At 72.7% G+C, this 12,837-nt stretch carries 14 protein-coding genes and 1 riboswitch; of the genes, 2 read left to right on the top strand and 12 right to left on the bottom strand.

The features are described 5' to 3' along the window. Window positions 1–161 precede the first annotated feature (161 nt). The 6 genes from mmuM to ABZ172_RS13180 all read right to left on the bottom strand — a co-directional run bounded on the left by mmuM (window position 162) and on the right by ABZ172_RS13180 (window position 5,161). Window positions 162–1,097, bottom strand: coding sequence for a homocysteine S-methyltransferase (gene mmuM / locus ABZ172_RS13205; RefSeq protein ID WP_356883333.1), 936 nt, complete (start codon window positions 1,095–1,097; stop codon window positions 162–164). Window positions 1,098–1,373: 276 nt separating this feature from the next. Continuing rightward, window positions 1,374–2,297 carry an LLM class F420-dependent oxidoreductase gene (locus ABZ172_RS13200; RefSeq protein ID WP_356883331.1) on the bottom strand — a complete coding sequence of 308 codons (924 nt, stop codon included), beginning with the start codon at window positions 2,295–2,297 and terminating at the stop codon, window positions 1,374–1,376. A gap of 205 nt (window positions 2,298–2,502) precedes the next feature. Further along, window positions 2,503–3,033, bottom strand: coding sequence for a DUF6099 family protein (locus ABZ172_RS13195; protein WP_356883329.1), 531 nt, complete (start codon window positions 3,031–3,033; stop codon window positions 2,503–2,505). A gap of 136 nt (window positions 3,034–3,169) precedes the next feature. Further along, complete coding sequence (locus ABZ172_RS13190; protein WP_356883327.1) at window positions 3,170–3,529, bottom strand: nucleotide pyrophosphohydrolase; 360 nt, start codon at window positions 3,527–3,529, stop codon at window positions 3,170–3,172. Next, window positions 3,526–4,698: an ATP-binding protein gene (locus ABZ172_RS13185; protein ID WP_356883325.1), complete on the bottom strand. Its 1,173-nt coding sequence runs from the start codon at window positions 4,696–4,698 to the stop codon at window positions 3,526–3,528. The genes ABZ172_RS13190 and ABZ172_RS13185 overlap by 4 nt, the downstream gene beginning before the upstream one ends. A gap of 55 nt (window positions 4,699–4,753) precedes the next feature. Then, window positions 4,754–5,161, bottom strand: a complete 408-nt coding sequence (locus tag ABZ172_RS13180) for a cell division protein SepF (protein WP_356883323.1) — start codon at window positions 5,159–5,161, stop codon at window positions 4,754–4,756. A 410-nt stretch (window positions 5,162–5,571) separates the two neighbouring features. On the opposite strand from ABZ172_RS13180, the gene ABZ172_RS13175 reads away from it, so the two are divergent. Beyond that, window positions 5,572–6,465: a sugar isomerase gene (locus ABZ172_RS13175; RefSeq protein WP_356883321.1), complete on the top strand. Its 894-nt coding sequence runs from the start codon at window positions 5,572–5,574 to the stop codon at window positions 6,463–6,465. A gap of 65 nt (window positions 6,466–6,530) precedes the next feature. Here ABZ172_RS13175 and ABZ172_RS13170 read toward each other — a convergent pair whose 3' ends face one another. Continuing rightward, window positions 6,531–7,109 (bottom strand): hypothetical protein, encoded by a 579-nt coding sequence (locus ABZ172_RS13170; RefSeq protein ID WP_356883319.1) that lies wholly within the window; start codon window positions 7,107–7,109, stop codon window positions 6,531–6,533. 247 nt (window positions 7,110–7,356) lie between these two features. Then, window positions 7,357–8,196, bottom strand: coding sequence for a transglycosylase SLT domain-containing protein (locus ABZ172_RS13165; RefSeq protein ID WP_356883317.1), 840 nt, complete (start codon window positions 8,194–8,196; stop codon window positions 7,357–7,359). A gap of 4 nt (window positions 8,197–8,200) precedes the next feature. After that, window positions 8,201–8,386: riboswitch (cyclic di-AMP (ydaO/yuaA leader) on the bottom strand. Between the two features lie 356 nt (window positions 8,387–8,742). Between ABZ172_RS13165 and ABZ172_RS13160 the strand changes: the two genes are divergently transcribed. Then, a complete protein-coding gene (locus ABZ172_RS13160) occupies window positions 8,743–8,973 on the top strand; it encodes a hypothetical protein (RefSeq protein WP_356883315.1) in 231 nt (76 codons plus the stop codon). Between the two features lie 185 nt (window positions 8,974–9,158). Here the strand turns inward: ABZ172_RS13160 and ABZ172_RS13155 are convergent, their stop codons facing one another. From ABZ172_RS13155 to ABZ172_RS13140, 4 genes are all read right to left on the bottom strand, one after another. Next, window positions 9,159–9,350, bottom strand: a complete 192-nt coding sequence (locus tag ABZ172_RS13155) for a ferredoxin (RefSeq protein WP_356883313.1) — start codon at window positions 9,348–9,350, stop codon at window positions 9,159–9,161. Between the two features lie 49 nt (window positions 9,351–9,399). Further along, a complete protein-coding gene (locus tag ABZ172_RS13150) occupies window positions 9,400–10,623 on the bottom strand; it encodes a cytochrome P450 (RefSeq protein WP_356883311.1) in 1,224 nt (407 codons plus the stop codon). Between the two features lie 49 nt (window positions 10,624–10,672). Beyond that, a complete protein-coding gene (locus ABZ172_RS13145) occupies window positions 10,673–11,860 on the bottom strand; it encodes an FAD-dependent oxidoreductase (protein WP_356883309.1) in 1,188 nt (395 codons plus the stop codon). 95 nt (window positions 11,861–11,955) lie between these two features. Next, window positions 11,956–12,603 carry a helix-turn-helix domain-containing protein gene (locus ABZ172_RS13140; protein WP_356883307.1) on the bottom strand — a complete coding sequence of 216 codons (648 nt, stop codon included), beginning with the start codon at window positions 12,601–12,603 and terminating at the stop codon, window positions 11,956–11,958. Window positions 12,604–12,837 lie beyond the last annotated feature (234 nt).

Raw genomic sequence — 12,837 nt, 5'->3', positions numbered from 1 at the left:
GGCCGCCCTGCGACCGGTGGCGACGGGATCCGTCACCGCGGCCGGCCCCCGGGAGGGGGCGGGCCGAAGAGCGGGACGAGGGGTGGGACACCGCGCGGGTGCGGCTCCACGCCGCACCGATGCCCCGGCCCTTCCGGGCCCGGGACGGCTGCGCCCGGTCCTCATGCGCCCGGCGACTCCAGCCGGGCGGCCAGGGCCCGGATCCCTGACGGGCCGACCCGGCAGCATCCGCCGACCAGCCGGGCGCCCGCCTCCTGCCAGGCCCGCACCCGCCCCGCTTCGAACGTGCCCCTGCCGGTCCAGCCCCGGCCGTCCGCGTCCCACTCCTCCCCGCTGTTCGGGTAGACGACGACCGGCTTGCCGGTGGCCGCGGCGGCCACCTCCACCGCGCGGTCCGCGTCGGCGGGGTCGCAGCAGTTGACGCCGACCGCGAGGACCTGGTCGACCCCGGCGGCGAGCCCGAACGCCTCCGCCAGGGGCTGCCCCGCCCTGGTCCGGTCCCCCTCGATGCTGTACGACAGCCAGACCGGCACCTCCAGGTCCTGGACCACCCGCAGCAGGGCCTCGGCCTCATCGGTGTCCGGCACCGTCTCCAGAGCCAGCACATCGGGGCCCGCCGCGGCCAGCGTCTCCGCCCGGGGCCGGTGGAAGCGCATCAGCTCGCGGACCGTCAGCCCGTACCGGCCGCGGTACTCGCTGCCGTCCGCGAGCATCGCGCCGTACGGGCCGACCGAGGCGGCCACCCAGTACTCCCGGCCCGACGCCGCACCCGCCCGGCGTGCGCACTCCACGCTGCCCGCCATCAGCTCCGCCGCGCGGGCCCGGCCGGTCCCGCGACGCGCGAACCCCTCGAAGGTGGCCTGATAGCTGGCGGTGATGAGCACCTGCGCACCCGCCTGCGCATAGGCCCGGTGGGCGGCCTCGATCTGCCGAGGCTCGTCGCCGAGCAGCCGGGCCGACCACAGGGCGTCGGACAGATCGCATCCCTGCGCCTCCAACTGGTTGGAGAGACCCCCGTCCAGCAGCACGGTCCCCTCGGCGAGCGCGTCGCCGAGCGTCCGGCCGGACCGGACCTCCGGTGTCCTGTCGGTGTGCACCACTGCTCCTCACTGTCGGCCGTCCGCAGCCCGGCCCGGAGTCCCCCGGACCCGCCCTGTCAGCCGGTCCCCCGCCTGTCGGCCCCCGTCAGCCGGTCCCCGCCTGTCGGCCCCTGTCAGCCGGTCCCTGCCCGTCGGTCCCCCGGCATCTGCTCCCTGCCGCATCCCGCCGCCCGCCCCGCGGCCACGGGCCGTTCGGTCACCCGGGCCGTACGTGCCTCCGGCCGCCCGGGGACCGCGGCACGCGGGGACCGGCGGGCGAGCGGGGATGTCCCGTCAGCCCAACTGCGACTGGACCCGCGACGAGATCAGTTCCAGATGCTCCAGGTCGTCGAGATCCAGGACCTGGAGGTAGATCCGCGAGGATCCGATGGCGGCGTAGCGGCCGATCTTGTCGACCACCTCGTCGGGCGAGCCCGCCAGTCCGTTCGCCTTGATCTCCTCGACCTCCCGCCCGATGGCGGAGGCGCGCCGCGCGACCTCCGAGTCGTCCTTACCGACGCACACCACCAGGGCGTTGGAGTACACCAGGTCGTCCGGTGCGCGGCCGGCCGCCACGGCGGCGTCCCTGACCCGGCCGAACTGCTTCTCGCTGTCGTCGAGGGAGGCGAAGGGGATGTTGAACTCGTCCGCGTACCGGGCGGCGAGGCGCGGGGTACGGACCGCCCCGTGGCCGCCGATCAGGATCGGCACCTTGGCCTGGGCCGGCTTCGGCAGCGCCGGCGAATCCGTGAGCTGGTAGTACGTCCCGTCATAGCTGAAGGTCTTGCCCGTCTCGGTCTCCCACAGGCCCGTGACGATCGCCAGCTGCTCCTCCAGGCGGCCGAACTTCTCCTTCGGGAAGGGGATGCCGTACGCCTTGTGCTCCTCCTCGAACCAGCCCGCACCGAGGCCGAGCTCCACCCGGCCACCGGACATCTGGTCGACCTGGGCGACCTGGATGGCCAGCACCCCCGGCAGACGGAAGGTGCCCGCCGTCATCAGGGTGCCGAGGCGGATCCGCTTGGTCTCGCGGGCCAGCCCGGCCAGGGTGATCCACGCGTCGGTCGGGCCGGGCAGGCCGTCGCCGGAGCCCATGCGCAGATAGTGGTCCGAACGGTAGAAGGCGTCGAAACCGAGGTCCTCCGCGGCCTTGGCCACGGTGAGGAGGGTGTCGTAGCTCGCCCCTTGCTGGGGCTCGGTGAAGATTCGAAGATCCATGTCTCCATCCTGCACCTTCGCAACGGCCGTGCCCCGCCGCCGTCCCCTTTCCCCGGCTTTCCCCGGCTTTCCCCGGCTTTCCCCGGCGGAGAGCCCCCGCTCCCCCGGCGGAAGGCCCCGACCGGCCCGTTCACCACCGGCCGGCGCCCGGCGGGCCCGCTCCCGGCCGCCCGGGCCCCGACCGTCCCTGGCCCGGCCGGGCCGCTCATGGCTGGCCCGCGACGAAGCCCGCCGGCCCGTGGACCACTCCGAACGGCCCGTCCCCCTCCTGCTCCGGCCCTCGCTCACGCTCGCGCTCCTGCTCGGCGAGCCGCCGCAGCATGCCCTGGACCCGGTCCACCGATTCGTCGACCGCGTCTATCGCCTCGATGCACTGCCAGTACAGCCCCTCCTCCTCCGTCCCGCAGGCGACGCCCACCAGCGCGATGCCCGCCTCACCGAGCAGCAGGGCGAGAGCGGCCAAGGCACGGGCCACCTGCGTGACTTCGGTGAGCTGCGAGGCACGCACCCCGCCGGCCGGGACCATCGGATGGTCGAGCACCGCGCTGCCCAGGGCGCAGGTCTCGCTCAGTCCGCGCGCCTCCGTCCGTAACTCGGCCGGCCCGTAACGCGCCAACTGCCCGCCGACCGCCCGGGCGAGCGCCTGGGCCTGCCAGGCCTCCGCCATGACGGCCGGCACTCCCCGGCTCTCCGCCAGCGCACTGCGGCCCGCCGCGATCAGTCGCTCCGCTTCCATGCGATTCCCCCGTCACCGAGACGATCCGTAGAAAGAACCCGCTCACCTCTTCATTACCCACAGTGAAGGGCATGGCACACGAACGCCAGAGGAAAACGGAAATCTGTGGACAGGAAGCCGATTGTGTATAAGTCGATCACTCCGAAGAGTGACGATCGGTCGGATCGGCGCCACCGGGCACCGGAAAGCGCTCCTCGTTCCGCTCGATCTTCGCCGCGAGCGCCGCCAACACGTCGATGCCCAACACCTCGCAGAACTGGAGCAGATAGGCCAGCACGTCCGCGACCTCGTCCGTGACGCGGAACGCGGGACCGGCGTCCTCCATCACCCGCGCAGACTGCTCCGGTGTCAGCCACTGGAAGATCTCCAGCAGTTCGGACGCCTCCACGCTCAGCGCCGCGCACAGGTTCTTGGGGGTGTGGTAGGGCTCCCAGGCCCGGGACGCCGCGAAGTCGGCCAGCCGCCGCTGCAGTTGCGCAATATCCAGATCCGTCACGGCGTCAGGTCTACCACCGTCGCCCCGGCCGTCACGCGGGCCACCGCCGCAGCCGCCCCACCGACCGTGCCCAGCAGGCGCAGACGGCCCTCCGCGCAGACCGACGCCGCGAGTGCCAGCAGCGCCCCGGCCTGCCGCAGGTCCAGGCTCCGGTCGAAGCCGTCGGCCAGGACCGTGACGACCCGCAGGGCGTCCGGCACCTCCGCCGCCGGGTCCGCGGCCAGGGCGTGCGGGCCCGCCAGCAGCACCAGCGCCAGGGCGAGACAGCGGAGTTCGCCGTCCCCCAGGCGCCCGAGGGGCGTTCCGGGGGCAGCACCGCGGCCGACCAGGGCGTGCACCGTGCCGTCCCCGAGACGTTCGGCGGTCAGCGAGGTCACCGGCCCCGCACATCCCGCGGCGGCCGTGGCGACCAGCCGGGCGTGCCACTGCGCGCACTGCTCGCGGGTGCGGTGCAGGACGTCCGCGAAGTTGCCGCAGCACCGGGTCGGCCGCCCGTCCCCGGCCGGCACCGCCGTGCGCATCCGGTGCGGCTGCGGGTCGCAGAGGAAGGCGGAGCGCAGGGCCACCACCACCTGCTCGGCGGCGGCCAGGACCCTCAACTGGCCGTCGGTGGTCCCCGCGACGCGCAGCGGCAGCAGCGCCGTACCGAGCCGGTCGTCGGGGAAGGGGGCCCGCGTCACCGGCACCGCACCCGCGGTGTGCCAGGCGGCCTGGACGCGGGGGCTCCGGGGGTCCCGCAGTGCGGTGGTGAAGAGGGTCCGCCCGCCGCCCGTCAGCCGCTCGCCGACGATGCGCAGCGCGGGCTCGGCCTGCACGGCGAGATCCAGCCTCGTCGGGCCGGCCGGGCCCTCCACCGTGCAGCCGAGTCTGAATCCGCGCCGCCCCTGCGCGTCGGCCTCCGCCCGTTCCGGCACCCAGGCCGCCGGGTCGGGGAAGACGTCCTCCAGCGGATCGCCGGCGGCCAGCCGTGCCAGGGCCTCGTACCCGCGCAGGGCGGTCGACTTCCCGCTGCCGCTGTCCCCGGCGAGCAGCGTGAACGGCCCGAGCGGGATGACGGTGCGGCGGTGCGAGGCGAAGGCGTCCAGCCGGAGTTCGCCGACCAGGGGACGCGTGGGGCGGGCCGTGCCCGACGGCGACGGAACCGCCGGCCCGGAGGAGATCACAGTCATGAGCGGACCGTACGCACGCCGGTGAGCGGCGAACCGTTCCGCCCGCGGGACCTTCCTACGATTGGGGTACGCCGGCCGCGGCGACCCCCTCGACCTCCATGCCGACCGGTGCGAGCAGGAAGACGTTGCGGTCGACCCGGTGCATCCCGCTGCCCAGCCCGAAGACCACGCCACTGCTGAAGTCGAGGATCCGCTTGGCCACGTCGGTCTCCGCGCCGGTCAGGTCGAGCAGGACCGGGATCTGTGCCACCAGGTACTCGGCCACCTCGCGCGCGTCCGCGAAGACCTGGACCCGCAGGACGACCAGGCGCCGCTGCTCGGCCGCCACCCGCTGCTCGGGGACCGCCCGGTGGTCGACCCGCGAGGGCCATTCGTTGCGGCCCCTCAGCGGCACGACCTGGGCGAGCCCTTCCCACTGTTCGTCGGTGGGGTCGTACCTGTCGTATCTGTCGTACCTGCTCACAGGGCCGTCCCGTCCGTGTGCCGGCCGGCTGTGCGCCGGCTGCGCTCGCTGTTCATCGGGCAATTCTCTCGCCCCTCACCCGTTCGGCGTACCACCGACACGGGTCGGAACAGGACCAACGAGCCGCACGACGGCCGGAGGCGCCGGTTCCGGTGCTGTGCCGAGGAGGGTGGATGCGGAGCGGGAGGGGGTCCGGTGCACGGTGGAGAGGCCCCGGCCGCCGCACTCGGATCGAGCCGCTCACTCGCCAAGCATGACCGAAAACAGCCATTCGATCGATCATGAGTACGCGAAAATTATGCTTGTTCTTGCTCGAACAGAGCATCTAGCATGCAGAATCGAACACGCAAGGTCGAACTCACCCAGCTCACCCCACCAGGGGCGCGCGGCAGCGGAAGCGGAGTGCGGACATGTGGCATGTCGAGACCGAGACGGCCGGACAGCCGGAGGCCTGGCGCCGCGCGGCAGAGGTGGCCGCCGGCCGGAAGGCCGTCCTGCCCGTCGCCGGTGAGCGCATCGCCGTCGTCGGCTGCGGCACCTCCTATTACATGGCCCAGGCCTGTGCCGCGCTCCGCGAGGCCTCCGGGCAGGGCGAGTCGGACGCCTACGCCGCCTCGGAGTTCCCCTTCGGGCGTGCGTACGACCGGGTCGTCGCGCTGACGCGCTCGGGGACCACGACCGAGGTCCTCGAACTGCTGACCCGGCTGCGGGGCGGTACGCGGACCGTGGCCGTGACCGCCGATCCGCGGACGCCGGTGACGGACGCCGCCGACGAGCTGGTCGTCCTCGACTTCGCCGACGAACGGTCCGTGGTCCAGACGCGTTTCGCGACCACCGCGCTGACCCTGTTCCGCGCGCATCTGGGACTCCACACCGACCAGGTGGTCCGGGACGCGGAGACCGCTCTGGCGGAGCCGCTGCCCGAAGGGCTGCTGGAGTGCGGCCAGTTCAGCTTCCTGGGGCGCGGCTGGACGGTGGGGCTCGCCAACGAGGCGGCCCTCAAGATGAAGGAGGCGTCGCTGTCCTGGACGGAGGCGTACCCGGCGATGGAGTACCGCCACGGCCCCATCAGCATCGCCACGGCCGGAACGGCGACCTGGATGTTCGGCGAGGCCCCGGAAGGTCTCCGGGAGCAGGTGCGGGCGACCGGGGCCCGCTGGGTGGAGAGCGGTCTGGATCCGCTGGCCGATCTGGTCAGGGTCCAGCGGCTGGCGGTCGCGCGCGCGGCGGCCCGCGGCCTCGATCCCGACCTGCCGCGGCATCTGACCCGGTCGGTGGTGCTCGACGACGCGGCCGGGGCCTGAGGCCTCGCACGGCATGCCGCGCACCGGGCCGGCGCGGGCCCGGTGCGCGGCCGTGACCGTGGAGGTCAGGCCTCTTCGAAGTAGGCGTCCAGCGCCTCGTCGAGTTCCGCGGTCCACCGCTTGAGGTCGCCGCGGGCCCCGGCCTCGACCTCGGCGTTGAACCACCGGCGGCTGGACAGGTGGACGGTCACGGTGAACCGGCGTCCGAAGCGGCCGGTCCTGACCTCGACCGCCCCGATCTCGGACCAGTCGAACTCGGCCTCCTGGTCGTCGAGCCGGAAGCGGACACCGTCGGCGTCCACCCGGATGGATCCGCGCCGGTCGCTGACCTCGAAGACGGGACCCTCCCCGTCGTCGGCCTCCCTCTTCCGGCTCCCCGCCCCGGACGCCGCCCCGGCGTCCTCGGGGGCCGCGCCACCGTCCGGGGCGTCGCCGTCACCGGGGGCCGCGGCGTCCGCGGGCCCCTCCACGGACTCGTCGGCCGCCTCCTCGGCGGGCGCTTCGGCGTCCCGGATCCTCGCGGGCTCCGCCTTCTCCGTCTCCTCCGTCCGCGCGGGGGCAGGGGCCGTCAGGCCGGGGATGTACGCCGGGTCTGTCCCCGCGGCGAACTCGGGCTTCGTGTTCGAATCTATGCGCTGCTCCACGGCGGGCAGTATGGACGACGAAGCTGTACGAGGACCAGTCGCCCGGGCCGTGCCGGGCCCGCCCCAGGGCGTGTCGTGGCATCTGTCGCCCGCATGGTCGGCCCTGACGGGCCGCGGGGGCCTCCGGACACGAACGGCTCCGGACAACGCGAAGCGGGTGGTGCGGGTTCCGCCGAACCCGCACCACCCGTCAGTACCGCTGCTCCGTCAGACACCCGTGCGACGGAGGTTTCGCCTGCGCGAGGACTCAGTAGGCCCCGAAGACGTTGTCGATCGAACCGTACTTGTCCGCGGCGTAGTTGCACGCGGCCGTGATGTTGGCGACCGGGTCGTAGCTGTCCATCGAGGTGCCGGGCACGTGGTAGGCCTGGAAGGTCGGGTCGATGACCTGGAGCAGCCCCTTGGACGGGATGCCCGCAGCGGCGTTCGAGTCCCAGTTGTTGATGGCCTGGGGGTTGCCCGCGGACTCGCGGATGATGTTGCGGTGGATGCCCTCGTAGGTGCCGGGGATGCCGTGCTGCGCCATGACGGCGAGCGACTCCTTGATCCAGCCGTCGAGGTCGTTGGTGTAGGCGGTCGGAGCGGCCTCGGGGGCGGGTGCGCTCTCCGCGGCGAGCGCGGTCGTGCGCTCCGAGCGGTCGGCGCGGTCGGCGCTCTTCTCACGGTCGGACGAGGTGGAGGCCTTGGATTCGGCCTTGTCCGCCTTCTTGCCGTCGGCCTTGGCGCCGATCGTCAGCTTCAGGCCGGGGTGAATCAGGTCCGGATTTCCGCCGACAGCCTTCTGGTTGTCCTCGTACAGGGCCTTCCAGCCACCGCTGACGGAATGCTCACGAGCGATCTTGGCGAGGGTGTCACCCAAGATCACAGAATAGGTGGTGGGCTCGGACTTTTGCGCGGCAATTCCCTTGCCGGTCGCGGGAGTCGACGTCGCCGCCTTTTCGACGGCGGTCGGCTGGGCCGGGGCCGCGAAGGCGCCGGTGGCACCGATCACGGGGAGGGCCAGGGCGGCTCCGCCCGTGCTCACGGCGATGATGCCGCGGGTGAGCGAACTGGTGCTGAAACGACGGTGCTTACCGTTTTCGGGCATGCTGAATTCCTCTCCGTCGCCTGCGAAGTGAGCTGTCGGGTTCGGGCTGGAGATGCCCGGCCGCACAGGAATGCGACTTCACCCCGAGCCGTTCCGGAAACCGGATCGGCACTTACTTGGGTCCCCCGCTCCTGCCGTACGAGAAGTGGTCGGGTAATCGGGCGGCGGCAGGATTCGGCGTTCCGCCCGGAGTGATGGTGACCGTAGGCGAGAAACAGGGAAAGGAACAAGCCTGGTTCGGTGATCACAATTCATTCGCAAGATCATTGCGCCGGAATTCATGTAATCCACCCCACATCGCGCCGCCCGCTTCTCTTGGCACAGAAGGGAACCGGCGGCCCTGCCGCTGCGTCAGGAGCGCAGGAGGTGACCCTGGTCACGGAGTCCGATTCGGGCGTTTTGCTCCAGCGCGAAGGGGCTCAGGTCACACGAAATGGCCTTTTATGGATTACCGGATCAAATTCTAAAAACGTACTAAAACGGGCATAAGGCTCATGGGTGAGGCGGTCACGCATACCCGGAAGGCGGGCGTGGAACCGATCCGCCATGACTCAGAACCCGCACGCCCCGGCCCCTCGGATCACCGTCCTGCCCGTCCAGCCCGGGGATCCGCCCTTCCGCCTCGTGGAGATCGACGGAGAGGTCGTCGGGAGTGCGACCGCGATGACGGACGTGCTGATCCTCGCGGCGACGGTCGGCATCCCGGTGGAGGACCTCGACGACCCGGCCACCGTCCGGTGGGTGGGAGGGGACAAGCTCAGCTGGAAGCCGCACTGAGCGGACCGGTCCGCCGGGACACGCCCCGGGCCGCGAGGCGCGGACCCCGCTGCTGCGGAGCTCACCGCCACGGCCGGGGCGGGAGGCGACACCGCGGACGGCCGGGGCGGGAAAAGGCCGGACAGGGACCGGACAGGCGTGAGCCGGGGCCGGGCGGTGCCCGGCCCCGGCTGTGGTCCCCGGTGTCAGCCCTCGATACGGATGGCGAGGGCGGGGCAGACCGCCGCGGCCTGCTGGACGTCGTCGGCCCGCGACTCCGCCGGCGCGGGGTCGAGCAGGACGGCGATGCCGTCGTCGTCCTGGTCGAACACGTCGTCAGCGGCGACCACGCACTGGCCGGACGCCACGCACTTGTCCTGGTCGAGGATCACTTTCATGGGTACTCCTTGGTCGGTGTCTCTGCGGGGAGGGTGCGGGGCGGTGAGGTCACCAGGCCACCGGCAGTTCGTACACGCCGTAGACGGCCCCGTCGTGCTTGAACGACAGCTCGTCGAGGGCGGCGTCCAGCCGGAGGGTGGGGATGCGCCGGTAGAGGGTGCTGTAGACGACCTGGAGCTCCATGCGGGCCAGCGGCTGGCCGAGGCACTGGTGCACGCCGAACCCGAAGGCCACGTGGCGCCGCGCGTCCCGGTGCAGATCGAGCCGGTCGGGGTCGTCGAAGACCTCGGGGTCGCGGTTGCCGATGTCGTTGGGCACGATGATCCCCTCACCGGCCCTGATCACCTCGCCGCCGATCTCGATGTCCTCCAGGGCCGCGCGCCTGCGTCCGCCGTGGGTGATGTTGAGGTAGCGCAGCAGCTCCTCCACCGCGCCCGCGACGACCTTGGGGTCGTCGGTCCCGCGCAGCCGGTCGAGCTGGTCGGGGTGCTGGAGCAGGGCGAGCGTGCCGAGGGCGATCATGTTGGCGGTGGTCTCGTGTCCGGCGATCAGCAGGAGCACACCCGTCTCGGCCGCGTCCCGGCGGGTCAGCTCGCCCGCCCGGACGCGGGTGCCGAGGCCTGACAGGAGGTCGTCGGCGGGCTGGGCGATCTTGTGGCCCATCAGCTCGTCCAGGTACTCGATCAGGTTGTTGTAGGCCGTGGTGCGGCCCTCGGGGGGCCCGGTGCGGCTGATCAGGACCTTGCTGTTCTCCTGGAAGAAGTCGTGGTCGGTGTAGGGCACCCCGAGGAGTTCGCAGATCACGAGCGAGGGGACGGGGAGGGCGAAGGCCTGCACGAGGTCGGCCTTCGGGGGCCCCGCCAGCATGGCGTCGATCAGGTCGTCCACGATCTTCTGGACGGCCGGACGCATCGCCTCGACCCTCTTGATCGTGAAGGGGGCGGTGACCATGCGCCGCTGACGGGCGTGTTCCGGGTCGTCCATGAGGATGAAGCTGAAGCTCGTCCCCTGGAGCGGAGCCGAGCTCGGATACCCGGGGCGGGTGATGTCGGCGCTGACCCTCGGGTCGGCGAGAAGGGTGCGCTGGTCGGCATAGCGGGTCACCAGCCAGGGGGTCGTCCCGTCCCACAGCCGGACCTTCCTGAGCGGCCCGGCCTCCTGTTCGGCCTTGAGCGCGGGCGGCGGGTCGAAGGGGCAGCCCGCCGCCCGCTCCATCGGGTAGTCGGGGGCCGAGGGCGCGTGCGGCCCTTCCGTGTGCACGGTGCTGGTCATCGCTTTCCTCACTTCTGCGTACGGGTGGCTGACGTGCCGTCGGCCGCGGTCACGGCGTGGACGGTTCGAGGGACGGGACGGGGCCGCCGATCTCCTGGCGGCGCAGCCGCGCCTGCTTGGGCATGCTCCAGCCGAGGACGCCGGTGACCCGGCCGTCGCGCTCGTAGCGGGCGACGAAGCGTCCGGTCTCCGGGCTGCCGTCCACGACGGTCACCCGGGCGTCCGGGGCGAGCAGGCCGTGGGCCTGGATGCGGGCGTCGAACTGGTCGGTCCAGAAGTAGGGCACGGGGACGTAGGGCAGGTCGGCTCCGAGGATGTTGCCGGCGACGGCGAGGGCCTGCTCGGTGGCGTTCGTGCGGTTCTCCAGGCGCACGGTGGCGCCGAGGAGTTCGTGGTGCCAGGCGGCCACGTCCCCGACGGCGTAGATCCCGTCGGCCGCCCGGCAGCGGGAGTCGCAGACCAGTCCGTCACCGATGCGCAGCCCGCTGCCGGCCAGCCAGTCGGTGGCGGGCTCTCCCCCGACGGCGACGGCCACCACGTCGGCGGGCAGCACCTCGTCGGTCTCCAGGCGCACCCCGGTCACCCGGTCCTGCTCGGTGGTGAGCCCGGTGACGGCGCGGCCCAGCCGCAGGCGCACGCCCTGCCCGGTGTGCAGGGCGCCGAGCAGGTCGGACACCACGGGGCCGAACTGGGCGAGCATCGGGCCCGGGCGGGGGCCGGCCAGGGTGACGTCCAGGCCCAGGGAGCGCGCGGTGGCGGCGATCTCGCAGCCGAGCACGCCCTCTCCGACGACGACGAGCCGCCGTGCGGCCAGCAGATCGGTCCGCAGTGCGAGGGCGTCGTCGAGCGTCCTCAGCACGTGGACCCCCTGCGGTCCGGTCAGGCCGGGCAGGGTCCTGGCCCGCAGTCCGGTGGCGACGACGACGGCGTCGGCGCCCAGTTCGCGGCCCGACGCGGTCCGCACCGTGCGGCCGGCGGCGTCGAGCCCGACGGCCGGATCGCCGAGGAGGAGCTCGGCGTCCAGCGCCGCCAGCGCTTCGGGGGTCCGCAGCCGGGTCGTCCCGGGTTCCTTGGCGCCGGCCAGGACCTGCTTGGACAGGGGCGGGCGGTCGTACGGCAGGTGCGGTTCGCCGCCGAGCAGCGTCAGCGTGCCGTCGTAGCCCTTGCGGCGCAGCGCCTCGGCTGTGGCCAGTCCGGCGGCGGACGCGCCGACGACGAGAACGCGGGAGGGGGTCATGGAGCCTCTGTTCTCGGCTCGGGGCAGCACGGGGCGGCCGCCTGAGCACGGGTGGGTGGCGGGGGCGGGAGACGGGCGGGTGGAGCGGGGTGCGGTCAGCGGCGGGGGGTGACGGGCGCAGCCCAGAGCCCGACGACGGCGTCGATCAGTCCGGTGGCGGTGTCGTGCCAGTTCGCGCGGGGCGTGGGGGTGTTCCCTGCGAGCGCGCGTTCACGCTCCGCGCAGGTGTGGATGATCAGGTTGCGGGACATGGCGGCCCGCTCGACGTGGACCTCCGCGGGCAGGTCGGGCAGGCACCGGTTGAGTCCTTCGAGTGCCTGCAGCGTCGGTGGGCAGGCGAGCGACTCCTCGGTCATGATGTCCTGCAGCGCCGGGTCGGTCGTGACCTGGGCGCAGAACCGTGCGAACCAGGTGGGGCTGCCCAGGGTGGCCAGGTGCTCGGTGGTGGGCCGCACCAGGCAGGCCACCCACTCGCCGATGTCCGAGGGGTCCTGGATGCGGGCCAGTCGGCGTTCGCGGGCATCCTCGATCTGCCGGCTGTGCTTCCTGGCGATCGCCCGCACCAGGTCGGCCTTGGTCCCGAAGTGGTAGCCGACCGCGGCGTTGTTGCCCTGCTGCGCGGCCTCGCTGACCCGGCGGTTGGACACCGCGTAGACCCCGTGTTCCGCGAACAGCCGCTCGGCGGCGCTCAGGATCCGTTCCCTGGTTCCGCTGACCTGTTCGGCCCGCACCGTGCGTTCCATCGGCCCGCTCCTCGGTCGGCGTCTCGGAGGTCCAGGCAATCCGGCGATGATCTCTCAGTCAAGCGATTGATTTAAGGATGGCCGAGATGGACACCCGGCCGCCGCCCCGGAGCTCCGCGGGTCCACGGGATCCGCGGCACCGTCCACGAACAACGTGTATACGGCATCGGCCCCGCTCCCGGCGGGTCGTCGCACGTGGTCGGCGGGGGCCGGACGGGGGTGTCCCACGGTCCG

The organism is Streptomyces sp. NPDC006296 (assembly GCF_040613235.1).
Lineage (GTDB): Bacteria > Actinomycetota > Actinomycetes > Streptomycetales > Streptomycetaceae > Streptomyces.
The sequence above is the reverse complement of the archived record's forward strand: the minus strand, read 5'-3'. Positions and strand labels throughout refer to the sequence as shown.

What these genes read in the sequence shown, in the direction of transcription:
- ABZ172_RS13145 (WP_356883309.1), bottom strand. Translation starts at nt 11,860, where the DNA reads ATGACCCCCTCCCGCGTTCTCGTCGTCGGCGCGTCCGCCGCCGGACTG.
- ABZ172_RS13160 (WP_356883315.1), top strand. Translation starts at nt 8,743, where the DNA reads ATGACTCAGAACCCGCACGCCCCGGCCCCTCGGATCACCGTCCTGCCC.
- ABZ172_RS13140 (WP_356883307.1), bottom strand. Translation starts at nt 12,603, where the DNA reads ATGGAACGCACGGTGCGGGCCGAACAGGTCAGCGGAACCAGGGAACGG.
- ABZ172_RS13150 (WP_356883311.1), bottom strand. Translation starts at nt 10,623, where the DNA reads ATGACCAGCACCGTGCACACGGAAGGGCCGCACGCGCCCTCGGCCCCC.
- ABZ172_RS13175 (WP_356883321.1), top strand. Translation starts at nt 5,572, where the DNA reads ATGTGGCATGTCGAGACCGAGACGGCCGGACAGCCGGAGGCCTGGCGC.
- ABZ172_RS13185 (WP_356883325.1), bottom strand. Translation starts at nt 4,698, where the DNA reads ATGACTGTGATCTCCTCCGGGCCGGCGGTTCCGTCGCCGTCGGGCACG.
- ABZ172_RS13165 (WP_356883317.1), bottom strand. Translation starts at nt 8,196, where the DNA reads ATGCCCGAAAACGGTAAGCACCGTCGTTTCAGCACCAGTTCGCTCACC.
- ABZ172_RS13195 (WP_356883329.1), bottom strand. Translation starts at nt 3,033, where the DNA reads ATGGAAGCGGAGCGACTGATCGCGGCGGGCCGCAGTGCGCTGGCGGAG.
- ABZ172_RS13155 (WP_356883313.1), bottom strand. Translation starts at nt 9,350, where the DNA reads ATGAAAGTGATCCTCGACCAGGACAAGTGCGTGGCGTCCGGCCAGTGC.
- ABZ172_RS13200 (WP_356883331.1), bottom strand. Translation starts at nt 2,297, where the DNA reads ATGGATCTTCGAATCTTCACCGAGCCCCAGCAAGGGGCGAGCTACGAC.